Annotated in this window: 31 protein-coding genes; 25 read left to right on the top strand and 6 right to left on the bottom strand. The window is 47.1% G+C overall.

The window, feature by feature from the left end; translation table 11 throughout:
* Window positions 1–60: 60 nt before the first annotated feature.
* The 4 genes from NST38_RS25810 (at window position 61) to NST38_RS25795 (ending at window position 2,805) form a co-directional block, all read left to right on the top strand.
* Window positions 61–399 (top strand): STAS domain-containing protein, encoded by a 339-nt coding sequence (locus tag NST38_RS25810; RefSeq protein ID WP_036606989.1) that lies wholly within the window; start codon window positions 61–63, stop codon window positions 397–399.
* An 18-nt stretch (window positions 400–417) separates the two neighbouring features.
* A complete protein-coding gene (rsbW, locus tag NST38_RS25805) occupies window positions 418–870 on the top strand; it encodes an anti-sigma B factor RsbW (RefSeq protein ID WP_036606993.1) in 453 nt (150 codons plus the stop codon).
* Window positions 867–1,640 carry a sigma-70 family RNA polymerase sigma factor gene (locus NST38_RS25800; protein ID WP_036606995.1) on the top strand — a complete coding sequence of 258 codons (774 nt, stop codon included), beginning with the start codon at window positions 867–869 and terminating at the stop codon, window positions 1,638–1,640. Before rsbW ends, NST38_RS25800 begins: the two co-directional genes overlap by 4 nt.
* 112 nt (window positions 1,641–1,752) lie before the next feature.
* Entirely contained in the window at window positions 1,753–2,805 is a 1,053-nt protein-coding gene (locus NST38_RS25795; protein WP_340937790.1) for a magnesium transporter CorA family protein, read from the top strand.
* 20 nt (window positions 2,806–2,825) lie between these two features.
* Here the strand turns inward: NST38_RS25795 and NST38_RS25790 are convergent, their stop codons facing one another.
* The 4 genes from NST38_RS25790 to NST38_RS25775 form a co-directional block, all read right to left on the bottom strand.
* Window positions 2,826–3,191 carry a DUF5665 domain-containing protein gene (locus NST38_RS25790; protein ID WP_017692276.1) on the bottom strand — a complete coding sequence of 122 codons (366 nt, stop codon included), beginning with the start codon at window positions 3,189–3,191 and terminating at the stop codon, window positions 2,826–2,828.
* A gap of 84 nt (window positions 3,192–3,275) precedes the next feature.
* Entirely contained in the window at window positions 3,276–3,683 is a 408-nt protein-coding gene (locus NST38_RS25785) for a YtxH domain-containing protein (protein WP_036606997.1), read from the bottom strand.
* A gap of 64 nt (window positions 3,684–3,747) precedes the next feature.
* Window positions 3,748–4,005 (bottom strand): GlsB/YeaQ/YmgE family stress response membrane protein, encoded by a 258-nt coding sequence (locus NST38_RS25780; protein ID WP_017692278.1) that lies wholly within the window; start codon window positions 4,003–4,005, stop codon window positions 3,748–3,750.
* A gap of 134 nt (window positions 4,006–4,139) precedes the next feature.
* Window positions 4,140–4,841: a phosphatase PAP2 family protein gene (locus NST38_RS25775; protein ID WP_341344133.1), complete on the bottom strand. Its 702-nt coding sequence runs from the start codon at window positions 4,839–4,841 to the stop codon at window positions 4,140–4,142.
* A 177-nt stretch (window positions 4,842–5,018) separates the two neighbouring features.
* On the opposite strand from NST38_RS25775, the gene NST38_RS25770 reads away from it, so the two are divergent.
* Window positions 5,019–6,038, top strand: a complete 1,020-nt coding sequence (locus tag NST38_RS25770) for an asparaginase (protein ID WP_341344132.1) — start codon at window positions 5,019–5,021, stop codon at window positions 6,036–6,038.
* 139 nt (window positions 6,039–6,177) lie between these two features.
* Complete coding sequence (locus tag NST38_RS25765) at window positions 6,178–6,903, top strand: pirin family protein (RefSeq protein ID WP_105601866.1); 726 nt, start codon at window positions 6,178–6,180, stop codon at window positions 6,901–6,903.
* 64 nt (window positions 6,904–6,967) lie between these two features.
* Here NST38_RS25765 and NST38_RS25760 read toward each other — a convergent pair whose 3' ends face one another.
* Window positions 6,968–7,192 (bottom strand): DUF1128 domain-containing protein, encoded by a 225-nt coding sequence (locus NST38_RS25760; RefSeq protein ID WP_036607002.1) that lies wholly within the window; start codon window positions 7,190–7,192, stop codon window positions 6,968–6,970.
* Window positions 7,193–7,350: 158 nt separating this feature from the next.
* On the opposite strand from NST38_RS25760, the gene yyaC reads away from it, so the two are divergent.
* The 5 genes from yyaC (at window position 7,351) to NST38_RS25735 (ending at window position 14,034) form a co-directional block, all read left to right on the top strand.
* Window positions 7,351–7,908 carry a spore protease YyaC gene (yyaC, locus tag NST38_RS25755; protein ID WP_340387563.1) on the top strand — a complete coding sequence of 186 codons (558 nt, stop codon included), beginning with the start codon at window positions 7,351–7,353 and terminating at the stop codon, window positions 7,906–7,908.
* 60 nt (window positions 7,909–7,968) lie between these two features.
* Window positions 7,969–8,760, top strand: coding sequence for an alpha/beta fold hydrolase (locus tag NST38_RS25750; RefSeq protein ID WP_036607004.1), 792 nt, complete (start codon window positions 7,969–7,971; stop codon window positions 8,758–8,760).
* Window positions 8,761–9,193: 433 nt separating this feature from the next.
* Window positions 9,194–9,898: a DUF6483 family protein gene (locus tag NST38_RS25745; protein ID WP_339185738.1), complete on the top strand. Its 705-nt coding sequence runs from the start codon at window positions 9,194–9,196 to the stop codon at window positions 9,896–9,898.
* A gap of 96 nt (window positions 9,899–9,994) precedes the next feature.
* A complete protein-coding gene (locus tag NST38_RS25740) occupies window positions 9,995–11,242 on the top strand; it encodes a class I SAM-dependent methyltransferase (RefSeq protein ID WP_339185740.1) in 1,248 nt (415 codons plus the stop codon).
* 191 nt (window positions 11,243–11,433) lie between these two features.
* The gene (locus NST38_RS25735) at window positions 11,434–14,034 is read left to right on the top strand and encodes an O-antigen ligase family protein (RefSeq protein WP_341344131.1); all 2,601 of its coding nucleotides are present in this window, start codon (window positions 11,434–11,436) and stop codon (window positions 14,032–14,034) included.
* 665 nt (window positions 14,035–14,699) lie between these two features.
* Here NST38_RS25735 and NST38_RS25730 read toward each other — a convergent pair.
* Window positions 14,700–15,047: a hypothetical protein gene (locus NST38_RS25730; RefSeq protein ID WP_036607010.1), complete on the bottom strand. Its 348-nt coding sequence runs from the start codon at window positions 15,045–15,047 to the stop codon at window positions 14,700–14,702.
* A 160-nt stretch (window positions 15,048–15,207) separates the two neighbouring features.
* On the opposite strand from NST38_RS25730, the gene NST38_RS25725 reads away from it, so the two are divergent.
* The 14 genes from NST38_RS25725 (at window position 15,208) to NST38_RS25660 (ending at window position 24,818) form a co-directional block, all read left to right on the top strand.
* Entirely contained in the window at window positions 15,208–15,822 is a 615-nt protein-coding gene (locus tag NST38_RS25725) for a DedA family protein (protein ID WP_036607012.1), read from the top strand.
* Window positions 15,823–15,824: 2 nt separating this feature from the next.
* On the top strand, window positions 15,825–16,394 hold the full coding sequence (locus NST38_RS25720) for a thioredoxin family protein (RefSeq protein WP_017692292.1): 570 nt from the start codon (window positions 15,825–15,827) through the stop codon (window positions 16,392–16,394).
* A gap of 6 nt (window positions 16,395–16,400) precedes the next feature.
* Window positions 16,401–17,033 carry an MBL fold metallo-hydrolase gene (locus NST38_RS25715; protein WP_341344130.1) on the top strand — a complete coding sequence of 211 codons (633 nt, stop codon included), beginning with the start codon at window positions 16,401–16,403 and terminating at the stop codon, window positions 17,031–17,033.
* A 320-nt stretch (window positions 17,034–17,353) separates the two neighbouring features.
* On the top strand, window positions 17,354–17,620 hold the full coding sequence (locus NST38_RS25710; protein ID WP_164783448.1) for a hypothetical protein: 267 nt from the start codon (window positions 17,354–17,356) through the stop codon (window positions 17,618–17,620).
* 103 nt (window positions 17,621–17,723) lie between these two features.
* Window positions 17,724–18,254 carry an RNA polymerase sigma factor SigY gene (sigY, locus tag NST38_RS25705; protein WP_341344129.1) on the top strand — a complete coding sequence of 177 codons (531 nt, stop codon included), beginning with the start codon at window positions 17,724–17,726 and terminating at the stop codon, window positions 18,252–18,254.
* 2 nt (window positions 18,255–18,256) lie between these two features.
* Window positions 18,257–18,592, top strand: a complete 336-nt coding sequence (locus tag NST38_RS25700; RefSeq protein ID WP_341344128.1) for a YxlC family protein — start codon at window positions 18,257–18,259, stop codon at window positions 18,590–18,592.
* Window positions 18,585–18,815 (top strand): hypothetical protein, encoded by a 231-nt coding sequence (locus NST38_RS25695; protein WP_174806499.1) that lies wholly within the window; start codon window positions 18,585–18,587, stop codon window positions 18,813–18,815. Before NST38_RS25700 ends, NST38_RS25695 begins: the two co-directional genes overlap by 8 nt.
* Window positions 18,816–18,946: 131 nt before the next feature.
* Window positions 18,947–19,330, top strand: a complete 384-nt coding sequence (locus NST38_RS25690; RefSeq protein WP_024631336.1) for a hypothetical protein — start codon at window positions 18,947–18,949, stop codon at window positions 19,328–19,330.
* Between the two features lie 205 nt (window positions 19,331–19,535).
* Window positions 19,536–19,823, top strand: a complete 288-nt coding sequence (gene gatC, locus NST38_RS25685; protein WP_036607033.1) for an Asp-tRNA(Asn)/Glu-tRNA(Gln) amidotransferase subunit GatC — start codon at window positions 19,536–19,538, stop codon at window positions 19,821–19,823.
* A gap of 27 nt (window positions 19,824–19,850) precedes the next feature.
* The gene (gene gatA, locus NST38_RS25680) at window positions 19,851–21,308 is read left to right on the top strand and encodes an Asp-tRNA(Asn)/Glu-tRNA(Gln) amidotransferase subunit GatA (protein WP_036667997.1); all 1,458 of its coding nucleotides are present in this window, start codon (window positions 19,851–19,853) and stop codon (window positions 21,306–21,308) included.
* 26 nt (window positions 21,309–21,334) lie between these two features.
* Window positions 21,335–22,774: an Asp-tRNA(Asn)/Glu-tRNA(Gln) amidotransferase subunit GatB gene (gene gatB, locus NST38_RS25675; protein ID WP_036667996.1), complete on the top strand. Its 1,440-nt coding sequence runs from the start codon at window positions 21,335–21,337 to the stop codon at window positions 22,772–22,774.
* A 96-nt stretch (window positions 22,775–22,870) separates the two neighbouring features.
* Window positions 22,871–23,335: a GNAT family N-acetyltransferase gene (locus NST38_RS25670; protein ID WP_076319628.1), complete on the top strand. Its 465-nt coding sequence runs from the start codon at window positions 22,871–22,873 to the stop codon at window positions 23,333–23,335.
* 32 nt (window positions 23,336–23,367) lie between these two features.
* Window positions 23,368–24,078, top strand: a complete 711-nt coding sequence (locus tag NST38_RS25665; RefSeq protein ID WP_017692302.1) for an MgtC/SapB family protein — start codon at window positions 23,368–23,370, stop codon at window positions 24,076–24,078.
* A 146-nt stretch (window positions 24,079–24,224) separates the two neighbouring features.
* A complete protein-coding gene (locus NST38_RS25660) occupies window positions 24,225–24,818 on the top strand; it encodes a hypothetical protein (protein WP_036667995.1) in 594 nt (197 codons plus the stop codon).
* Window positions 24,819–24,831 lie beyond the last annotated feature (13 nt).

The following is a 24,831-nucleotide window of genomic DNA, read 5'->3' as shown; positions in this document are numbered from 1 at the left end:
CACTCGTGCTGAAGTTGGGTTATTAGGTAAGGAAACCATTGATCAGGAGAGAGATGTCTAATGAATACAAATAAAAATGAAAAATTCAATGCAAGAACTGAAACTCAGGACGGCGTGTGCACGGTGTATCTGACTGGCGAACTGGATTTGTCGGTTGCTCCTGACTTCCGCTTGGTGATGGAGCCGCTCGTGGATAACAAGGAACAGGATCTTGTGATTAACATGAAAGAATTGAAGTATATCGATAGTACAGGGATTGGTATCCTGTTATCTGTTCTGAAGGCCAGACATGGAATGGAAGCTCGCTTTGAAGTACAGGAAGTTCCTGCGCAGATTCAGAAACTTTTTGACATGACGGGCATCGCCAAATTCTTTGTCACACAGAAGAATTCCCAATAGGAAAGGATCGAAAAAGGAATGAATGCAGAAGTTCAAAGAGTCACCCTTAATTTACCTGCGACAGCTGATTACGTTGATATTGTAAGACTCAATCTCTATGGAGTAGCATCCAAAATGGGATTTTCCTACGAAGACATTGAGGATATGAAAGTTGCTGTATCCGAGGCCTGTAACAACTCTGTATTGTATGCCTACTCACACGAAGGCGGCATGGTTGAAGTTGTATTCGAAGTGGATGGCGAAACATTGTCCATTATTGTCAAGGACGAAGGTGCCAGCTTCGAGAACATGAACCCTGCTGTGTCACGTGCCGGTCTACACGACAAAGAACTGACGGAAGCACAGATTGGTGGACTTGGGTTCTACCTGATGCAAGCCTTGATGGATGATGTCAGTGTGGAAAGTGAGACGGGCAAAGGTACGAAAGTAGTACTCGTAAAACGTCTTGCAAGAAGTGAGGAGAAAGTATGAATGAAAAAGTGACTCCCCCAGAGTCCATGTCTGAAGCTATAGGTTTGATCTGGGAATACCAGCAGACCCTAGATAATGAAATTGCAACAGTTCTCATCCGTAAATATGAACCAATGGTCAAGATGGCAGCAGGCAAAATCGCTCGGAATCGCCCCGATCTATACGAAGACTTGTATCAGACCGGGCAGATGGCTTTGATTCGTTTGCTTAAGCAATACGATATCAACCTAGGTATTCCGTTTGAACCTTATGCCATGAAGAGCATGATCGGTCATATGAAGAACTACTTGCGTGATAAATCCTGGTATATTCAGGTGCCCCGGAGGATTAAGGAAAAGGGAGCCCTTGTGCAACATGCCATCGATGAGTTAACCGTTAAGCTGGAGCGCTCACCCGGTGTGAACGAAATTGCTGAATACCTTGATCTGACTGCAGAAGAGACAATTGAAGTTCTGGCTGGTCGGGAATGTTACCACTATGTATCACTGGATTCTCCTTTATCTCAGGATGACAGTGCAGCAACATTGGGAGAACTGATCAGTGCAGATGTGAATGACTATGATTCGGTCGAAAAACGGATGGACTTGCAACAGGCATTGGGACAATTGAAGGAACAAGAACAGCAGGTACTTATTCTAGCATTCCAGGATGGCCAATCTCAGCGGGCAATTGCCCAAAAGCTTGGTGTTTCACAGATGAGTGTTTCTCGGATTCAGAAGCGAGCTACAGAGAAACTGAAACAGATCATGTCTAATGCTTCAATGTTATGACAAATGGAACCCTAATGTTGTTGAGCACGGCATAAAGAAGGACACGTCAATGCGCTGAAATGCATACGTGTCCTTTTTGGGATCAAAAAGATCTGGGGATGCAATGAAGAACATGAGTGCAGGAGTGGATAAAGTGATTGTGAACCAAATCAAGTTGGAAGCTCGCCGTGACAAGTTATCTTGCTCGGACCATTGGCAATGGTGGGATTGGGTTGCACCTGACACCGATAGCATGAACGATGCGTTGGGGGAGCTGACAGAGGCGTTTCCGGATATGCGGTATTGGCTTCATAAGATTCCGGAAGTGGAATCGAATTATTTGTCCGTCCGTTTCGTGAATGGTACAGAACCAGTCATATTTGGTTCATTGTTGTATGCGGTCAAGAATGAGAGAGATGACAAACGTCAAGATAATCAGATGTTTTTCTATGTCGATCGCAATAACCTGGTTACCTTGAATATGGATGACAATACACGAGGTATTATGAAGACGGATGAACGTGCCCATATGTTACAGCAATGTAGTGAAGCCAGGGACGGGATGTTTGTACTTTTTCGAGCTATACTGCATTACTACCATGTGGGGATGGATCATTTTGAGATGAACCTGCGTGATCTGGAACGGAAGATGGAATCCCGCAATGCCCGAACTTTGATGGACCAGATTCTGGCCGCCCGATTTGAACTGTTATACTGGAGCAATCTGTTTATCCCCTATTCGGAACTGATGGCTGCTGCCCATGAGGCTTATCTCAGTGAAATCAACGAAAATCGATATTTCCAGCAGCTCCAACATCGAGTAGAGCGAATGGAACGTTTGTTTAGTCACTACGAGAAAGAGATCGATACGTTAATCTCCATTGATAATGCGATCTCAGGTGTACGTGGCAATGAGATCATGAAGACGCTGACCATTGTTACTGCTGTGTTCATACCTGCCACGGCAGCTGGCGCGATATGGGGGATGAACTTTGAGAACCTGCCCTTTATCGACAAATCATGGGGAGTTGTACTGGTCCTTGTTGTCATTATCTTGAGCATGATCAGCATGTATGTATGGCTGATGATGAAAGGCTGGACAGGAGATCTGCTCAAAGTGAAATCCTCACAGCCTTCAGCTGAAGAGACAGAGAAAAAAGGAGCAACGGAAAAACGTAAGGGATAGCCTACGGTTGGTTAGTCCTCTTAGTTTTTGTAATCTTCAATATAACCAAGCAAGTCAGCGATATATTGACCTACAATCGGCATATTCACGAATTGGCTGAGAATGAATGCCAGCAAACCGAGAACAACAAAGGTACCTACAGTCAGACCGAGACCTCGTGCCATGCCCGCTGTGAAATTGGTAATAATCCGCTTTTTGGGACTGCTGTAATTCTCAATAATATCCTTGATCTGTGCTCTCTCCAGACTGTCCGCAATCTGGTCCAGACGGGTGTTCAATCGCTTTACCTCATGACGCAATTCAAAAGGATGCTCGCTTGTATCATACTGCTGTGCCGGTGTTCCTCCCGTAATTGGAGTATTACCGTTGATTGTAACTTTACTCATATTATTTGTCCTCCTCAACTCTCATTGGATAAAAAATAGCCAGCTGGAGTGCAGCTGGCTATTGGTCACTCGATCTGTATCGCCTTACAGGCTAGTCGAGTTAAGTTCTTTACGTGCATCTTCCTTCGCTTCAACGGAAGCGGCAGCCACTTCATCAGATGCACGGGATGCTTCGTTAGCGACATCAGCGGACGCTTTTCTCACAGAGTCCATTACATCATTGCGGCCTTGATTTACCGTTTTTGCAATGTCTGAAGTTTTGGAAGAGACAGTTTTAGCCAGTTCAGAGGCTTTGTCACCTACAACAGTTGCCACTTCTTTGGTGCGGTCAGTAACGATGCCCACTTTCTCGGAAAGGTCACCACGCAATTCACGTCCCGGTTTAGGCGCAAAGAGTAGTGCTGCTGCAGCTCCCAGCAAACCCCCGATGAAAATACCTTTTGCGAAAGTTGAACCCGTCTGTACAGGATATTGCTCTTCTGCTTTATTCATGTCTAATCACTCCTTCTTCAATTTAAGAAACAAATACGAAACAACGAACACCTTGTTGCCCGAATCAGGCAGCCTGTCTTAGCAGTCTGGACACAAGCCCCAGCAAGAAAACAAAGAGCGCTGTACCAATGATGGCAGGGATAATGGCAAAGTTACCGATAACTGGTCCCCAGTTACCAAGCAAAAGTGCTCCCAGCCAGGCTCCGGCAAATCCGGCAATCATTGCACCGATTATGCCTCCAGGCATGTTGTGACCGGCAAGTGCATCTCCGATCAAACCGATGATGACAGCCATCACAATGCTGATAATGATGCCCCACATAACAACCGCCTCCTTTAAACTTGATGTAGGATGTTGTCTGTTCGCGTTTGCTTACTTCGTATATAAACCCCGTGCAACCCTGTGAAACAATAAAGATGAGGATGAATGAACTGGAAATTAGAGGAATTCATTCTTTAGCGGCTTTGTTTAATGCCTTTAACCATGCAGAAAATCCATGCCAATCCAGCAGTAAATCCAGTAAATACATCCGTAGGATAATGAACGCCCAACATGATCCGGCTGAGGCCAATCAATAAAATAAAACTGATACCCCCCAGGACAGGAAGCCACACACTGGAAGAGTTATGTCGCTGCCGTTCAATGGCCCAGATTACAAAGAGCATGCCGTAGAAGCCCATGGAGATCATGGCATGTCCGCTGGGAAAGCTGTACCCGTGAACGACCAGCAGATGATCCAGTTCAGGTCTGCTTCGTCTGAAAAATTCCTTCAATAACGTGTTCAGAATCCACATCATGGCAAAACTTCCCGTGAGCGCATATCCATATACAACAAACCTTGGACTGCGTTGAATGAAGAAAAGAAGAGCAAAACCTCCCGCAGCCACCGCAGAGATTTTGAAAGAACCCAGTGCGGTTATGAATGCAGTGTAAGGGAATAGATGAAGACGTGAATCTGAATTCAGATAAAATAATTGCTGAATTTGATCATCCAGACGAATAATAACATCAGCACCCAACCAGGCACCCAGACCTGCCAGGATAAATACGACCGATGCGCTGAGGACCAGGCCAGCCAAACCCCAGTTGAGGAGTGGACTTAATAACGTACCGGAATTTGAACTGAATGAGGCTGGTGAATACGTTTTGCGCGGCATAATGAGTTTCTCCTTCAGTTATTGTAGTAGATGAACATAGATGATAAAGCTATACCCGAAATGCCTGTCGAAAAAACTGTAAAAACGTCGCTTTTGTACTATACTATTTAAGATATCCCATGCGGCGTCGTGACGCAAAGCAGAGATGAAATCGGGAGCACAAAGGAGAGAACTCGCATGGAGAGTGCCTTGTTAATTAAAGAATACCGTGCAGGCGTTATGGAATGCGCCCATTACGGACACATAAGTATTACGGATGAGTATGGACGAATCGTATACTCGGCTGGTGACCCTCATTTTAGAGCGTTCACTCGTTCATCTGCCAAACCTTTTCAAGCCATTCCAGGTATTCGGGCAGGAATTGCCAGTCACTATGGCCTATCAGCACAGGAGATTGCCATTATGTCCTCTTCGCATCGTTCGGAACCGGAACACATTCGGGTGCTGGAGCAGTTATCCGGTAAGATCGGATTGGGAGAAGAATGCCTGATCTGTGCACCAAGTTATCCGCTTAATGAAGAAAGCCGTAATCAATGGTTACGTGGACAAGGAGAGAAACGGCGCATCTTGCACAACTGCTCCGGAAAACATCTGGGAATTCTGGGGTACAGTCAGATGAAGCAGGTTGATCTGGGCAGTTACGCTGAACCGGATCATCCGGTACAACGAGAAATTCTTGAAACCTTTGCCGACCTGGCAGGTATTGAGGAAAAAGAGATTAAGCTTGGGACGGATGGCTGCGGCTTTCCGGTATTTTCTTTGCCGTTGTCGGCATTGTCGAACGCCTATCTGAAGCTCGCTTGTCCAGATCTTATCGCTGATCCTTCCACAAGAACAGCTGTAGAGACCATAACATCAGCTATGAATGAACATCCGTTGATGGTTGGTGGCACGGAGCGTGTAGATTCAGTGCTGCTGGAAGACAATAACATTGTAGCGAAGGGTGGATTCAAGGGGGTATTCGGTTTTGGTCTGAAAAAAGAAAGACTGGGAATCACCTTCAAGGTGCTTGATGGTTCTGAGGAAGAGTGGGCCTTCATTACCCAATCCATCCTGAAACAGATTGGTTATTCCAATGAAAGAACCATTGAACGATTGGCTGAAGTGTTCCCTTCGGACATCCGAAATGATGCGGGTACCCTTGTAGGTCATGCAGATAGTGAGTTCATTCTCCACTCACTTGAAGATAGCGTATAACCTTAAGAAGGGGCGTGATTAGAGTTGCCGGACCCCGGGTAAAGATGACATACCAACTGGTATTCATCTATACAATTCATATACACGCATGGACTGCCGCGGTAATGTGGCAGCTCTAAACCCTTGGAGGTGGATGAACATGATTAAAGTGGTAACATCGGAAGAAAGGCACACGTCGGATCGAGGTTGGATACACAGTGAATTCAGCTTTTCGTTTGCGGATTATGATGATCCAAGCAACGCCCATTTTGGCTGTCTGTTGGCTCATAATGAAAACACGCTGATGCCGCAAGAAGGCTTTAAGAAACATCCACATCATGATCTTGAACTTGTCAGTTATGTCATATCAGGTACACTCAAACATACGGATAGTATGGGAACAGAACAATTGCTTGAACCGGGTACGGTCCAGGTGATGAGTGCGGGTACGGGAGTGGAACACTCCGAGACCAATCCGTCAGCGGATGAACCGGTACGTTTCCTCCAGATGTGGTTTTTGCCATCGGAGCGTATGCTGAAACCTTCTTATATGAATCGGAGAATAGAGCCGCAGGAGCATTTGAATCGTCTGTGTCCGATTGTATCCGGCCAAGGGGGCGAGGGAAGCGAAGGCGCATTGCCTATTTCCCAGGATGTAACCTGTTATCTGTCCCATTTGGAGTCCGGGAAAAAGTTGATGTACCCGCAACACGAAGATCGACGGACACATCTTTTCCTGATCAGTGGACATGTAGAGATTCATTGTTCGGATGGTAACTTCAACCTCAAGCCGGGGGATGCCGCACGAATTCGCAAAAGTTGTGATCTGCAAATCACGAGCACAGACAGTGAACCTGCTGAATTTGTTTTGGTTGACCTGCCTTAAGGATATAAACATGCGAAAAAGGACCTGTTCCCACGGTGATGTGGAAAACAGGTCCTTTTTTTGCTTAGGATTTACGAAGATTACCCAGTTCCGAAGCGACAGCTTCCACTTCAGAGATACTGAGATGTTCCTTGCTCAAAATCATTTCATACAGGTCAAACAGATCTTCATATTTCTCAAGTGGGAATGAAGAAGCTTGCATGGCGGCACCGCTTGCCATACGAAGTTTGGTTTTGATCGCTTCAATCATATATTCCATATTGGCTGCTGTTGCTTGTGATAAATCCATCGTTAAGTTCATCCCTTCCGTATCGGAAACTCTTGTTATTGTATCATGATTGGAAGCGCTCAGGCTAATGCTTTTGCGAGGAAACCAAGCATCGGTTACAATGATGGATACAACAACAGGATTTAACGGAAACCTGAGTGTACTGGAGGGAATACAGTTTGGCAGCGTATAAGCGAGAAATGGTTCGCCATCAAGGAAGGGAAGTCCGCAAAGGCGTGCCTGCAGAGAATCTGGTCTTATTTTTCAAAAACATCGTTCAACTTCATTCTCCAGCTGAAATCACGTTTGTCTGCATCGGTACTGATCGTTCCACCGGGGATGCTCTGGGTCCAATGACAGGAAGTTTACTGCAAGAGAGCGGAATGGAGAACGTGATTGGCACGCTGTCTTCCCCTTGTGATGCAGATACGCTGGAAAAGAAATTGGCACTTATTCCTGCACACCATGCCATCATAGCGATTGATGCATGTCTGGGTCCAAAGCATGCGGTAGGTACATACTATCTCTCGAATAACCCACTCATTCCGGCCCAATCGGTCGGAGGCAAGCTACCCCCTGTTGGACAATACAGTGTAGCAGCTGTGGTTAATGCGAATGGACCAAGGCCCTATTCCATTTTGCAGATGACCTCGCTTCACTTGGTTATGGGGATGTCCCGAACGATTGCAGATGCCGCAATTGAAGCATGGAAATGGAGACAAACGTTTCATTCATGATATGTAGGCTTAATAATATACAACCTGAATTATATAATTCGCGCAGAGAGAGGGATTCATATGGAAAAAGTGATGTGTGATGGAACGACGATTTGTTATGCCGAACAAGGTAAGGGAGAAGCACTCATTTTGCTCCACGGATACTGTGGCAGTTCATCGTATTGGGATGAGGTCGTACCTGAACTGGCACGCAGCTATCGCTGTATCGTACCTGATCTGCGTGGACACGGAAAAACAGATGCACCTGTAGGAAGTTATACCATCGAACAGATGGGCAACGATGTATTACAGTTGATGGATGAGTTGAATGTGGAAAAAGCGGTCCTTCTGGGACACTCGATGGGGGGATACATTGCGCTCTCGATTGCACAACGTCACCCGGAGCGTTTGAATGCATTTGGTCTGATTCATTCCACAGCCTATCCGGACAGTGAAGAAGCTAAGGAAAAACGCCTTCGTGCTGTATCCACCATTCAGACTGAAGGTATCGTAAATTTTGTAGATGGACTGGTTCCCGGACTGTTTGCACCGGAACATGTGGAATCGCTATCTAAGCATGTAACACGTGTGAAGGAAATTGGATACCAGACTGCTCCTCAAGGTGCTGTTGGTGCTGCACTTGCTATGCGAGAACGCCCGGATCGCCGCGATGTGTTATCGGCTACACCTTTACCTGTATTGCTGGTTGCGGGAGAGAAGGATGCTGTTATCCCGCCAGAACGTACATTTACAAGTGACAAGCCACATATCGTGCAAGCCGTGATTGCGGGTGCAGGTCATATGAGCATGTATGAAGCTCCTGAAGAATTAATTCAGGTCATTAAACAATTTATGGCTGGATTATCGAAGTAATTGATGAAGTGATTAATGTTGATATCATTAGGGCGTGTCTGAAAACTCCGAAGGAAGTAGATTTTACTGAATTTTCGTTCCAAGCAAGGAAGTTTTCCGCAGGCGTGCCGGGGCACGTCAAGGGGAAGTGACGCAGCATGGGGCGAAAAGGCGGTAAAAGATGCACTTCAGCGAGTTTTGAGACACGTCCTAGAATATAGTTTGGTTTCTGGATGATTCAACCTCTTGTGGAGGAGGAGTACCCAGTTCCATTTCAACCGAACCCCTGCAACGTCCCTTTGGGATAGGCAGGGGTTTAGTGTGTTCATGGCCAGAGCAAAGACACGTGTGTCTTGTTTTTGGCTTTTTGTCATGGCATGAATTAAAATAAATATAAAGGAACGATATGAGAACGATTGAATGTATAGGGTCGAATGATGAGGGGGCATACAGCATGTTCAGAAAAGATTATCTGCTCCGCATGATGGAGGAAATGACTGAAGCAATAGGCAAAGTGTTCACGCTCAAACAGCAACGTAAGCACACCGAGGCATTGTCTGAATTGGATGAGTTGATGCGCAGGCAGTTTGGGTTGAACTTATCTCTACTGAACTCATTGCCAGCAGAGGATGTTATTGAAATGTTCCGTTTTCGCGGAATGATTGAGGTAGATAATCTGCAACAAGCCGCCAGGCTAATTGAAGAAGAGGCATATATTTATCAAGAGAAGGCCAAAGTGGAAGGCATCGATGATCAGGAGAGAATGGACGCAGAGGATGACGCCCTCATTCGATTGATGAGATCACTTCATTTTTACCTGTATGCATTGAATCATGGCGCTAATCCCAAGTTGTTGGACGCACCGGAACGGGTGGAGGGTGTGTTGGGGCTTACGAAAGAATATGAACTCCCTGCTCGAACCGAAAGACAGCTTGCCCTTTATCGTGAACAACAAGGGCGTTATGACCAGGCAGAGAACAGTTGGTACAGGCTGCTACAGCTTGGTGCTGAATTCCCGGTGAGCTACCGAGATGATGTACAGGCGTTCTATGAAAGGTTGAGCCAACTCACGGATGAACAGCTGGAGCAGGGCGGTTTGCCACGGAACGAAGTTGAAGAGGGACTAGCTGAATTAAGTCGTCAAGAGATGAACTCATAAAATATGGATTGGATCAAGGCCTGTTACATGCCTTTACTTGGAGAGGGAACGGAATTGTGGTATGGTAACGGTTGACCAAACCAAATCGAAAGTGAGATGTACCCCGTGGATTCATTGCGAAAGCTTATACAAGACATCTTTGAACAGAATTCGCTGATTACAGCGACCTGGAGCCAGCTGCGCAGACGGGACAATGTCTCGTATACCAAAGTGCAAGTCAAGCCGGTGACACTGAAGAATCAGCTGCATTATCAATTTGCATTTCATTATAACAACAAAGTGCTGCACGAGAATTTGACTCCGGCTGAAGCGGCTGAGCGCATGACTTTGTTATGCGAAGAGACGTTTCGTCAAGGCCTGCTCTGTACGACCGAGGCAGACTATCAAATTTTGATCAGCAAAAAATATAAAGTATCCATTCTGACCAAATCTGCTTCCAAAACTGCGGTGGACCTGTCGCATAATCGCAAGAAGCAATATGTATTGGAAGAAGGCGTACCTGTATCGTTCCTCGTTGAACTTGGTATTATGAACGAAGAAGGTCGTGTGCTGGCCCGTAAGTATGACAAGTTCAGACAGATCAACCGTTTCCTCGAAATGGTGCAGGATGTTATTCCGCATCTGCCGGAGGGGCGTCCACTGACCATCGTTGATTTTGGTTGTGGCAAGTCTTATCTGACATTTGCGTTATATCATTATCTGTCTGTACAACAACGGCGTTCACTCAAGATTATTGGGCTGGACTTGAAGGCAGATGTAATTGAACACTGTAATGGTCTGGCTAATCGATTGCATTATGGCGATCTGAAGTTTCTGGTTGGAGACATCGCGGACTACGATGAATTAAATGAAGTGGATATGGTTGTCACGCTGCATGCCTGTGATACAGCTACCGATGCTGCTTTGGAGAAGGCAGTTCGTTGGGGGGCTTCTGTTATTCTGTCTGTTCCTTGCTGTCAGCATGAACTGTTTGACCAAGTAGAGGCTTCCGTGATGAATCCGTTGTTGTCCCATGGCATCCTCAAGGAACGTTTTTCCGCACTGGCTACGGATGGGATTCGTGCCAAGTTGCTTGATCTGATGGGATACAAGACACAATTGCTTGAATTCATCGATATGGAGAATACGCCTAAAAACATATTGATTCGTGCTGTTCGTGGTCAGGCCGGCGAAGTGACGGAGATGTGGAATGAATACACAGCTTTCCGTGATTTCATTCATGCCGATCCATATTTGGAGCGGGCTTGTGCCGATTTGCTTCCTGGCGATGGCAAGCAGGCCAACGGGAAATCAAAATCGAGCAAAGAAACCGATCAAGATTCCGCAAATTGCGACCTTTGCTGAGTGTGCCAATGACAATCCAGGGACATACTGCAACTAGGGTCCCTGAATGTAAAATGATATTCAATGCACATACTTCGTAGCAATCAACATCATAACTGTCAGATGTATATCAGACAGAAGGACCCGTTATCGGGATCTTCTGTCTTTTTGTTATGCATATGGAGCGGTGGAAGGAAGGAGGGTGTATAAGGATGAAGAATAGGACAATGCATAAGGGAGTTGTAAGGTATAGACGAGGGTATGCGGCGAATGAGGAAATGATGGAACAGGCGTTTGAACGGTCTCACCACGCAAATGGTACAGAATATGTAGATAACAGGGACTTATGTAATGGGGACAGTAAGGGTAGTAAAGACAGTACATATAATAGGGAAGATACATATAACAAAGATGATACGTATAAAAAAGAGGATAAAAATAATTCAAATGGAGCTATTCAGACCGATGCGTCAGGGAGTTTTTCTCAAAGTTTGAGGTGTAAACGTTATTCAGGATGGGGTTGGACTGTTGGGGTAGGCATACTCTCCATTCTCTTGCTGCTTGCAGGATGTCTGAGTCGGGGATTGTATTATTCGGCTGATCTGTATCCTGTAATTCTGATCGCAGCAGGAAGTACTTTGATCATGATTGTGCTATTTCTTGTCGGTATTCGTCTAGAGAAAGAGCAAGAGCAGGAGCAGGAGCAAGGAAGAAAACAAGTACCTCTGTCACCGGTACATTGGCTAGGGAACAATGAACGAATGGTTTGGCGAATGATTCGAATCTCGGGAATATTGCGGGTGTTGTGGCCGCTGGGGATGATGACATGTTTTGGGGTACATGCGTGGGCAGGTTCGGTGAGTAAACAGGGCAGCATGGATGAGATGCTGCGATGGAGCCTGCTTGCGATGTTTACTCTGTTCACTGCAATACTGGCTGCGCGCACGGATGGTGCGCGTTGGTTAGCTTGCGGTTGGCAGATGGCAGGAGGCTTGCTTGTGCTAAGCGGCATCCTTGCCGTATGCGGGATATTGCCGCTGCCCTTCGGGGTGATGCGAACTGCTGACCCCGAGATCAGCTCCGCCGGAGCAAGGCTCGGCGGACTATTGCAGTACCCGAATGCGTACGGTGCCGTTGTTGGCATGTACGCATTGGAGCGGCTGACAGCCGCCGCGCGAGTCATAGCCCGGCCTGTACCGGCCGGGCGACTCATCGCGGCAGTGCTGCCGCTCATGCCCGCGCAAGCCGCGCTCCTGCTGAGCGAGTCGCGCGGCGCTTGGCTGGCGACCGGCTGCGCCGCGGTCGCCGCCTTTGCTTTGCAGCGGCGCGGTGCCCGCCTGCCGCTGCTGCTGGCCATGGCCGCGCCACTGGCGTGCGCGGCCTGGCTGTACCGCCAGCTGGCTGCTGCCCAGCTGGCGCCTGCACCCGTGCCCGGCCTGCTGGCACTGGCCGGGGCATGGGCAGCTGCGCTGCTCGGCACGCTGCTGCTGTGCCGTCTATGGCACAGCGGCGCCGCCAAGGCTCCACGCGCCGCTGCCCTGACGGCCATTGTGCTGGCGGGAGCCGCCGCCGCACTAATGGCCGTGGCCTCCACCGCCGATCGCCTCGCGGCGGGTGTCGGCACTGGGGTGTCCCGCCTACAGATGTGGCGGGACGCCCTCCAGCTGTGGACCGAGGCCACATGGCTCGGCCACGGGGGAGATACATGGCGCAACATGTTCCGCGCCATTCAATCCTCGCCTTATGTTGGAGGCGAGGTTCACAACGGCCTGCTCGATCTCGCCCTGGACACGGGCATGATCGGCATCCTGCTTGTCACAGGGTGGTTTCTACTCACCCTGCGAAGCATCTTTCATTTTGCACCGCAGCTCATGCCTTCCGTGCTTATTTTTGGCCTGCATGGGGCGATGGACTTTGACTGGAGCTTTACACTATTTTGGATGCTCTTCATCTGGCTCGGTGCCTGGGCAGTCGCATTGAAGACGGAAACAGAGGGGGTCCAGCGATCCGGCGTAACTGTGAAATACACTCCTATCAGATCCAAATCGGGATCTAAATTGAGATCTAAATCCAGATCTCTTTACTTGCGATATTTATCAACCCAATCCCACCAATCAGCTGTCCCGATGCGTTCCTTCTTTCATATTTTTCAGCGAGTAACTGCTCGGCTAATAAGGGTATCCACAGTGATGATCATCCTTTTCTGGATTGGTGGAACAGTCTGGCTGACCTCTCGATATGCCGTAGCAGAAGTGCAGTACCGTCAGGCGATGTCTGAACCGGATGGCACTCCAGCACAGAAGGTGCATCTTATGGCTGCTCTTCAGTCTAACCCGAATCGAGCGGATATCGTGATATCCTTTGCGCGAACGCTCCCGGTACGAGAAGCAGAAACACTCCTTTTAAACAGCTTGTCCCATTCCCCGATGCACCCTCAGATTTACATCGAACTGGGACGATTGGCAGCCCAATTCGACGAAGGACAGCAAGCTGGAGAATATTTTGAACAAGCGATCGCATTGAATCGGTATGATGGCATTGGCCAATCCACGGCTTTGTATTGGATGGAGCAGGCAACGCGGCGGGAATGGAAGGCAGGATTCACGGATCGAGCCCGACAGACTGCCGCCGCTGGTGTCCAGATGTATGAACGGTATCAACTGCTGACGGAGGAAGTGGAAGCAGGAAACGTTCGCAATGATCGTCGTTTTGTACTGGAAGAACATGCTCCAGGCTATGGAGAGAACCTGCGCAGGCTTGCTTCGGGTTCTTCTCCTCCGTTCACTCCAGAGTTGACCAAGCGGAGCCCTTGAATCACTGCTGGATCTTGATGCTTACCCAGGCGATATGATGATCGATGTCAGCGTCTAAAAGTCTGGAAGTCCAATCTGGCTGCTCCTCGCGGATGGGTATGCGATTTTCTAAGGAACACAGGACGTCTTATTTGGCCTTTAGCTCCTCCTTTTAAATTGTAAGGAACATCAGACACGTTATTTCCGGAAATTCCCTAACAAAAACCTATAAAAGGTCAAAAATTCCGATATAACGTGTCTCAGATTCCTTAGATTTCTAAGAGTGCTTCAAATCCTTGAATAAGACGACTCAGATTCGTTACCGCTCATGGGCTTGGGCTTGAGTTATGAGTATGGGCTTGAGCATGAGCATGAAAATATACTCTCAGCTTATGTTCATGCTCCCCATGGTGGTCGGCTCCATGCTCTGCTCGATCCGCAAGCCAGAGGACGACCCTGAACTCCGCCCAGAGCGAAGCTTTACATCATAAGTGAGCAATTCGCATTTATGTTGTCTCTATCGCTTGCTCGTACGTGAAGGGGGCATTAACATCACACGTTAAGGACACAGTGCCCGTGCCCTCACCCGTTCCTAACATGTTCAGATTCGCTTAAGATTCGCTTCAGCTTTGCTGCGTCTTTCAGTAGGTTTGAAGACACAGCTATCTGCCTCATTCCTCCATAATCTACAGACGATAACCGCCAAATGCGTGCTGAAACGCATCTTTTAATGGTTCAACGTCTACTTCCCACATCGCGGCGATCTCTGCACTGACATCCTTGTTCCACCACTCACATAATTTCTTGCGGTTATCGCGATTCTCCCCAATCCAGAGCAGATTTGTGATCACTTTACCGTAATAATATTCTTCCGCCTGTTTCATCCGTTCGGGAGAGACATATACTTTTAGCCTTTTGGCTGTCCGGTACAATTCCTTGCTGCATGCTCTGCGAATTCCTCTGGCGGAAGGAAGGTTTTGACCAGATTGCGTATGTTTGACCGGCGGAGAACCGGGTATTGACTTGTGTGACATCTTCTCACGCTCCTCTCCCCATACCATATGCGGACTGCTGCGAACGGGACACTATCCCAACCTCGTGAAGTAGCAACGTCCACAGCCCTGTGATAAAATAGGGACGAACATCCATGGTGCGGAGGGGCACCGCCAATCAGGATGGAGAAAGAGGGTTGAGATGGACTTTATTCATAACCTTGTTGGCCAATTGTTCGATTGGATTCAAAGTCTTGGGTACTTTGGAATCATGCTTGGATTAATGTTGGAAGTTATCCCAAGCGAAATTGTGCTGGCGTATGGAGGTTTTCTCGTTTCACAAGGTAATATCAACTTCTTCGGTGCTATGATTTTTGGTACGGTGGGCGGTGTGATTGCCCAGTTATTTATTTACTGGATTGGCCGTTATGGCGGCAGACCTGTACTTGAACGCTACGGTAAATACATACTCATCCAGAAAAAACACATCGACCATTCCGAGGAGTGGTTCCGCAAGTATGGTACAGGTGTCATTTTCACGGCTCGTTTTGTTCCGGTGGTAAGACATGCAATCTCCATCCCGGCTGGCATCACGAAAATGCACACAGGCAAATTCATCTTGCTTACTACACTCGCTGTTATACCTTGGACTGCATTGTTTATATATTTAGGGATGATTCTTGGAGATCAATGGAAGCATATTGATGAGAAAGCGGCACCATATGTTATGCCTATTTTGCTTGTCGCTCTCGCCCTTATGATCGTTTATGTACTTATTAAATGGATGAATGTTCGTAAAAAGAAAGGAAGTGTCTAGTCATGGGTAAACCCAACTTGTCTCACAAATTCGGTAAAGGTCTTCCACCGAAAGATTTTATCGAGAGTATGACCAAGAACCAAAGTGAATTCCAGGCCAACTATGATAGCTTTACTTGGTCGAACGAAGAGGATCGTGAGTTCTTTGAGAGCCTGAACCATCGCGATGATCTGCGTGTGTTAATTCTGGCTGCTGACTGGTGCGGGGATGTTGTCCGTAATATTCCGGTTGTGTTCCAGGCGCTTGAAATCTCAGGAATTCCAACAGAAGTTCTGATTATGGAGAACCATCCGGAAGTGATGGATGAGTTCCTGACGATGGGTGGCCGTTCCGTGCCAGTCGTTATTTTTGCAGATACAGGTGGTCATGTGTTAGGTCAGTGGGGACCTCGTCCGCAGCATGTACAGGAAGTCATGATTGAATTCAAACGCCTTAATCCGGATCGTGAAGCAGCAGATTATCAAGAAAATTTGGCTGTAGCGCGTCAAGAGATTGGTAAACGTTATGGGGAAGGAACGGAGTCACATGCGGCCATTATCCGTGAGCTGCGTGAACTGATTTCGGGTTACTAAGCCGATATGCTTAACATTCGTACGTTTACACTAGGCCCGCTTCAGACCAACGCGTATCTTCTACAAGGAGATGATCCGGGCAAAGCCGTCATTATCGATCCAGGCATGAATCCAGGGCCGCTGCTTAAGGCGATCCAAGACTTGGAGATCGAAGCCATTCTCCTCACTCATGCTCACTTTGATCATATGGGCGGGGTAGATGAGATCCGTAAATTGAAGGGATGTCCCGTTTATCTTCATGACTTGGAGAGTGACTGGCTGACCACCCCGAAATTAAATGGATCTTTGAATTGGCCACAGGCGACACCACCGCTTTCGACAGATCCTGCTGAATATGCCATGGACGAAGGGCAGAAGCTGAATCTGATTGGTCATACGTTTAAAGTGTTCCATACACCTGGACATTCACCAGGCAGTGTAAGTTTGCTTTGTGATAACGACCTGTTTGCCGGTGATGTGCTGTTCCGCATGGGTGTGGGCAGAACGGACCTGACAGGAGGGCGTGAACGGGATCTGATTGATTCAATCCAGAACAAGCTTTACACCTTTGCTGATGAAGTGAAAGTATATTCAGGTCATGGTCCCAAAACGACCATTGGTTATGAGAAACAGAACAATCCTTACGTGTCCGCAAGATAATCCGACATGATATGTGAAGAAAGTCTGGACAAGTGACAACTTTTTCATTAGAATAGCAATTAGTTGTTACAAGCGTTAAGGCATCATCTAACTGAAGCATTACCAAGAAACACCCAACCTCGCGAAGCACGCAGACTGTGGTCTATACCCGGTTTGCGTTCTTTTTTTGTTTTCAGCCCCTTTTTATCACAGAATTAGCCCTTTTTTACGCTACATAGAGATGCAAGATGCGCTTCATCACAAGCCAGTTTGATACCAATAGCAAGTTAGCAGCAAGTACAGATTGATTTAGAAATAATAAATTTAAGAAATAGTAGATCATGAGAGTGGGGAATATCAAAGTGGAGAAAACAAGAGTTATTCCGTTGAATCAGCGTGTCGAGTATCCGATCATTGAAGAAAACCGTCGCATATTGGAAAGTGGGAAAAGAGAAACAGGTACTGAGCGAGCTTTAATACATAACCCTAGCGTGACCAATGAAGTGGTGAAGTCTCAGCAGAATATATGGGCAAGCCGTGTTTTAAGAAACGGAGCCCGCAACCAACCGTGGTTCGACAAGCTGCAAGATTACCGGAATCAAGTCTGATTGCCCGGGAAATTGTCGGGTTTAAATTTTTTTTTGATTTCATTGAACGTTTTTGCAGAGCCTGTCGTATTAACTCCAGATTGAACGGGAAGCAGGTGATTTCATGATAAAGGTAGCTGAGCTTGAAGAGGTACGCAGAGCAGTATCGGGAGACGATAGCGCACTCGCAGCGTTGTTGCAACGTCACTACACGTTTGTGTATAAGTATCTTGTCAAAGTGACAATGGACGCTAACCTTGCAGAAGAGACGGTGCAGGATACGATGATTCGTTGTATGGAAAATATCCACCGATATGATGGCACGTCTGCCTTTTCATCATGGATGATCACCATTGCGACCCGCATCTATATCGATAAGACAAGACGTAAGAAGAGAGAACAGAACTGGCTTACTCTCATCCGGGATCAGGCTGTACGTCGATTCCGCTGGCAGCTTGAGACTCGAAATGAAGAATGGACAGATGTTATGGATGCGATGACAAGACTGACACCCGAACATCGTGTTGCAGTGTTACTGAAGCATTATTATGGATACGGGTATGACGAGATCGGGGAAATGCTGGGTATTCCTGCGGGAACGGTGAAGTCACGCACAGCTTATGGTCTCCGTCAGTTAAGAAAGGAGCTGGAATAAGGATGAGCAGATCAGATGATGCACAAGAACAAGAAGTTGTAGAACGATTGCAGCAACACATGAAAGTGCTGGATGATGCATTTGAGCCGACAAGTATTCCTTCTTTGGATGCACTTGAAGCCCAAGTCAGGGAACGGAGACAGATTAGACGTCGAGCCAATTGGATTGAGATGATATGTTTCTGGTTGGTTGGATTGCTTGCCATTACCTTCGGGGCATTATTTTTCGTATCTGCTCCAGCTCTTTATCTGGGAATCCAGGCGCTTGGTACAGCTGTTGGGGTGATTTTGGCTGTGATTTGGGCCGGACGGCGCCGGAAGGAGGTTCATCATGAATAAAATACATTATTCATTGGATGAGATTTCTCCACTGTGGCTGGCATTGCTTGGCATTTTCCTTCTGGTTCAGGGCACATGGATCTTTCAGGACGCACGCAGACGTGGACGTTTCCCTTGGTTATGGGGATTATGGGGAATCACAGGATTTCCCACGCCACTTATAATATATTGGTTTGTCGTGATTCGATCACAGCGCAAGCCAGGTGCACGGAATCAGAAATAACATCATTTTAAAAATGGAAAAAAGATTTTGCACAAATATGTTGTTTAATTCTAGTATTCCTAGACATCGTTATTCTTTTCTAGTAGACTATACAAATAAATATTAATGATAGACTACCAGGAGGTTAGACGATGCTGCGATTAGGAGAGAAGGTTGTCATCGTCGCGGATGCGTTTGAGCAGAATCTTCCTGTGGGGGAATATGGTTTCATCATCGCTTATGACCGGAATCCGGACAATGCGTTCGATTACGTGCTTCGAGTGCCGCAGGTGAACCGGAACTTTTTTGTTCCATCCGGCGACGTCGATCTGGAAGAGGTTCTGCTGAAGCAGGAAGCTGAGCGGGTCGAGCGAGAAGCGTTGATAGATTACGCCCTTGCGACACACAATGAGAAGCTGTTTCATCATCTGATGAACGGAGATTTTCAAGCTGTGGAAGAGGAAGAGGAAACCGCGAACGATGTTATGTCACAGGCGGATTTTATAAAGCAGGTTAATCTGCGTGCATGGATTTAGAATTTTAAGAGTCGGCTGATGCCGGCTCTTTTTTATTTTATAAGTTTGATTTTAGCTTCCCGGAAGCCTGTCAGGTCATTTGCATTGAATTGTCGAACTATCTCACCTATAATGAAAAAAGTTATCTTGAGACTTTAGCCCGTTAAACGAGCGATTCGTTTCAGGTCGTTTCGGGAATCAGAACGAATGAAGGAGGCATCCGCTAATGAGTATTTCGAATAATGACGTTCAGCATGTGGCCAAGCTGGCCCGGCTCAACTTGACTGCTGAAGAAGAACAGACCCTGACAGGTCAGCTGAACGCGATTTTAAAATATGCAGAAAAGCTGAATGAGCTGGATACAGAAGACATCGAGCCCACCACTCACGTTCTGCACGTAAGCAATGTTATGCGTGAAGATGAGACCAAAGAAAGCCTGTCGATTGAACAGGTGATGCGCAATGCACCGGAAGAAGAAGACGGGCAGTTTAAAGTGCCTGCAGTAATGGAATAACGGATAACCGGAAGGAGGACAAAAACTGTGAGTTTATTTGAACAATCGTTGCCTGAGTTACATAACAAGCTGCATGCCAAAGAGCTGTCGGTCAGCGATTTGGTGGATCAGGCGTATCAGAACATTGGCGCGCATGACGATAAAGTTAAGGCATATTTGGCACTGGATGAAGAACAAGCACGCGCTCGTGCACGTCAACTGGATGACCGTCTGGTTAGTGGCGAGGAGAAAGGTTTGCTTTTTGGTCTGCCAGTAGGTATTAAGGATAACATCGTTACGAACGGACTGCGCACGACGTGTGGTAGCCAATTCCTTCGTAATTTCGACCCGGTGTATGACGCGACAGTTGTCGAGAAATTGAAAGCTGCGGACACCGTAACTATTGGTAAACTCAACATGGACGAATTCGCCATGGGCGGCTCCAATGAGAATTCAAGTTTCTCCCCTGTACGTAATCCATGGGCACTTGATCGTGTTCCAGGAGGTTCCAGCGGTGGTTCTGCAGCAGCTGTAGCTGCGGGAGAAGCATACTTCACGCTTGGATCAGATACAGGTGGCTCCATCAGACAGCCTGCTTCGTATTGCGGTGTTGTTGGATTGAAGCCGACGTACGGACTTGTTTCCCGATTTGGATTGGTTGCATTTGCATCATCCCTGGATCAGATTGGTCCTTTGACGAAAAATGTTGAAGATTCTGCTTATGTATTGCAAGCCATTGCTGGTTATGACGCCAAAGATTCGACATCTGCAAAAGTAGAAATCCCGGATTATTTGAGCGGACTGACAGGTGATGTCAAAGGGCTTCGCATTGCCGTTCCGAAGGAATACATCGGTGAAGGCGTAGATCCACAAGTGAAAGAGACAGTTTTGTCTGCATTGAAAGTTCTTGAAGGGCTCGGGGCAACATGGGAAGAAGTATCCCTTCCGCATACCGAATATGCGGTGGCTACGTATTACCTGCTGGCATCTTCAGAGGCTTCTTCCAACTTGGCTCGATTTGATGGTGTACGTTATGGCGTGCGTGCTGACAATCCGGATAACTTGCTGGATCTGTACCATCAGTCCCGCAGTCAAGGTTTTGGTCCGGAAGTGAAACGACGTATCATGCTCGGAACGTATGCACTCAGCTCGGGTTACTATGATGCCTATTATCTGAAAGCACAGAAGGTACGTACATTGATCAAACAGGATTTCGACAATGTATTTGCCAAATATGATGTGATTATCGGACCAACTGCGCCAACTACGGCGTTCAAACTGGGTTCACAGGTGGATGATCCACTTACGATGTATCTGAACGATATTTTGACTATTCCGGTTAACCTTGCTGGTGTACCTGCTGTTAGCATTCCATGTGGATTCTCGGATGGATTGCCTGTTGGCCTGCAGATTATCGGTAAAGCCTTTGATGAAACAACCGTATTGCGTGTAGCGCATGCGTTTGAACAAAATACAGAATTCCACAAGCAGCGTCCGCAGCTGTAGACTGCCCGGAACGGAGGAATATAGAAATGTCCGCATCTAAATATGAAACGGTCGTTGGACTTGAAGTCCACGTGGAGTTGCATACCAACTCCAAAATTTTCTGTGGCTGCTCCACAGCTTTTGGAGCTCCGCCGAATACGCATACCTGCCCGGTCTGTCTCGGACATCCGGGTGTACTGCCTGTATTGAATCGTCAGGCGGTAGACTACGCCATGAAGGCAGCGATGGCCCTGAATTGTACGATTGCTGATGTCAGCAAGTTTGACCGTAAAAACTACTTTTACCCCGATTCACCAAAGGCCTACCAGATCTCGCAATTCGATCAACCGATTGGTGAGAACGGCTGGATTGATATTGAAGTAAATGGTGAAACGAAACGAATCGGCATCACGCGTCTTCACTTGGAGGAAGATGCAGGGAAGCTTACACATATTGATGGCGGATACGCTTCTTTGGTGGACTTTAACCGTGTCGGTACTCCACTTGTGGAGATTGTATCCGAACCTGAGATTTCTTCTCCGGAAGAGGCACGTGCGTATCTTGAAAAAATGCGTGCAATCATGCAGTACTGTGATGTGTCGGACGTGAAGATGGAAGAAGGATCACTGCGTTGTGACGCCAACATCAGTTTGCGTCCACATGGACAGGAGAAGCTGGGAACAAGAGCCGAGCTGAAGAACATGAACTCCTTCCGTGGTGTTCAGCGTGGTCTGGAATATGAACAATACCGTCAGGCTGAGATTCTGGATGATGGCGGTGAAGTGGTTCAGGAGACGCGTCGCTGGGACGAAGCTCAAGGGAAAACACTGTCGATGCGTGGTAAGGAACAGGCGCATGACTATCGTTATTTCCCGGACCCGGATCTGGTGAATTTGCATATTGACGAAGCCTGGAAAGAGCGGATCAGAGCTACCATACCTGAGCTTCCAGACGAGCGCAAGGCGCGTTACACGGCTGATTATGGATTGCCTAGTTATGATGCAGAGGTTATTACCTCCTCCAAAGCTGTGGCAGATCTTTTTGAAGATAGTCTGAAATACACTCAGGATGCGAAGTCCGTATCCAACTGGATCATGGGCGACTTGCTGGGTTACCTGAATACGAGCAACCTTGAAGTGACTCAAGTTCCACTGACAGGTCAAGGCTTGGGTGAGATGATTGGCCTGCTTGAGAAGGGCACAATCAACAGCAAAATCGCCAAAACGGTATTCAAGGAAATGCTGGAGAGCGGCAAGCTTCCACAGCAGATCGTTGAAGAGAAGGGTCTTGTGCAGATTAGTGATGAAGGCGCCATTCTTGCCATCGTTGAGCAGGTTGTAGCGAATAATCCTCAATCCGTGGAAGACTATAAAGCTGGTAAACAAAAAGCCATTGGCTTCCTTGTTGGTCAGGTTATGAAAGAAAGTAAAGGCAAGGCGAATCCCGCTCTAGCCAACCAACTGCTTGCAGATGTACTGAACCGCTAATCCTTCCGGTGAGGCCGGACAGAAAGAGGCTCGTCCCTGTGACAGCCTCTTTTTGGTATTGATAGATACAAATGTATTTCGGACGGGGGAACGGATATGAACATTCAACCATTGTCACTGAGTGATCTGGAGACGTTGGGACAGTTATGGAGACTACAACATGTAGCTTATCGATTGGAAGCCGAAATCATCGGATTTCAGGAGATTCCTCCTTTGATGGATACGATGGAGACACTTCGGGATTGTGGAGAGAGTTTTTATGGTTGTATCCATAATGACGGAGAGCTTATCGGGGCTGTCGCTGTAGCGGAGGAAGAGGAGAATACACTGACCATTACACGAATGATGGTGCACCCGGATCACTTTCGCAAGGGAATTGCGGCATCTTTGATGACGTATGTGTTGGAACAGCATGCGGATCTTCCGCGTTATATCGTCTCCACAGGAACGTTGAATCAACCCGCAGTGAATCTGTACACCAAATTTGGTTTTAATCCCGTGGAGGTCACACAGATTGCACCTGGAGTGGAATTAACGACTTTTCACAAGAATAAACTTTAATAATATTAACAACTTGAGGAGGAATACCGACTTTGGGCGATCCCTGGTTCATTGATGAGTGGCACATTTTATTACGATTATTGCTGGCTATGCTGCTTGGAGGGCTCGTAGGCCTGGAGCGGGAACGGTCCAATCATGCTGCTGGTTTGCGTACCCATATCCTGGTATGTCTTGGCTCTGCACTGATCATGATGTTATCTGTTTATGGCTTTAAAGATTTTGCTAATGAATTAAACGTAAGGATTGATCCAGCGCGTTTGGCTACTGCTGTAATTACTGGTGTCGGATTCCTGGGAGCAGGGACAATTCTCTTCACGGGAAAATCCATTACCGGACTGACTACAGCTGCTTCAATCTGGGTTGTTGCAGCCATTGGGCTCGCAGCAGGTGCGGGATTCTTTTTTGCCTCTATCGTATCCACCGTTCTGGTATTGCTTAATCTCTGGGTATTTAACAAATTAGAGCTAAGGTATCTACGAGGGAACAAACTGCATGTTGTTACACTTCATACCTTGTCAGAACCCGGTTTTCTCGAACAACTGTCTTCATGTATGGAGCAGGAGAAGATCAAAATTCGTAAAATTACCGTGAATGAACAAGACTTGGCCTACGCAGAGATGGTGTCGGTTGAACGTAAAATTGAGATTGTGTTACATGTTCAGGTACCGCATGATTTCCAAACGGTAGGCTTGGTATCCAAGTTAAGACAATGGGAACACGTTACCAAGGTGTCGATCGAATAATGAATTACAACCCTCCCCAGGCCAGTAGTGCCGGAGGGTTTTTGGTCATATCCATATTTCTTCCAGTTACTCTCCTTGCTCTTTAGGGTACTATCTAACCAAATGCATGAAGAGCGGAAGGTCAGATCAGAAGAGAGGAGTATGTTATGAAACGGAGACGTCAATTGAACCAAAAGACTCGTACAGTTCAGACCAAACCGGTCAGAAATCGGACTCACAAGTTTATTGCGGGATTACTGAGTGCCATTATTCCTGGCCTGGGTCATATTTATCTGAGATTGTACATGAGGGGTTTGACCTTTATGCTGCTTGTTTTGCTTGATCTGTCAGCGGTGTTGTACTTCTCATCTATTGGTATACAGATTAATGTGCCATTGCTCATCTTACTGGCTTTGTGTATTCCGGTTATTTACTTTTACAATGTATATGATGTGTTGCAATCTGCGGATTGGGTCATGATGCGCAGACGTAGAGCCGTAACCCAGGCAACTTCGGACAAGCCGATAACCAATGAACGTTCTACACGAGATGCAATGATGGTCTGGGAGAGAGGCATATCGTTTGGATTACTTCTGATTGTGGGAGGATCTTTAATGGTACTTTTTTTCCGCAAACCACGTTGGTTTCAAGAGCTTCTCGCCATGTACGGCGGATATTCATTTGCGGTTCTCATGATCGTAGGCGGTTTGCTTCTGTTTGGTCGTGAGTTCTGGGTGATGTTGAACAAGAAAAAAATGTAGTGGAAACGATACA

Source organism: Paenibacillus sp. FSL H8-0104 (assembly GCF_038050215.1).
In the GTDB taxonomy this organism is placed as follows: domain Bacteria; phylum Bacillota; class Bacilli; order Paenibacillales; family Paenibacillaceae; genus Paenibacillus; species Paenibacillus amylolyticus.
This window is presented reverse-complemented; position numbering and strand designations above follow the sequence as displayed.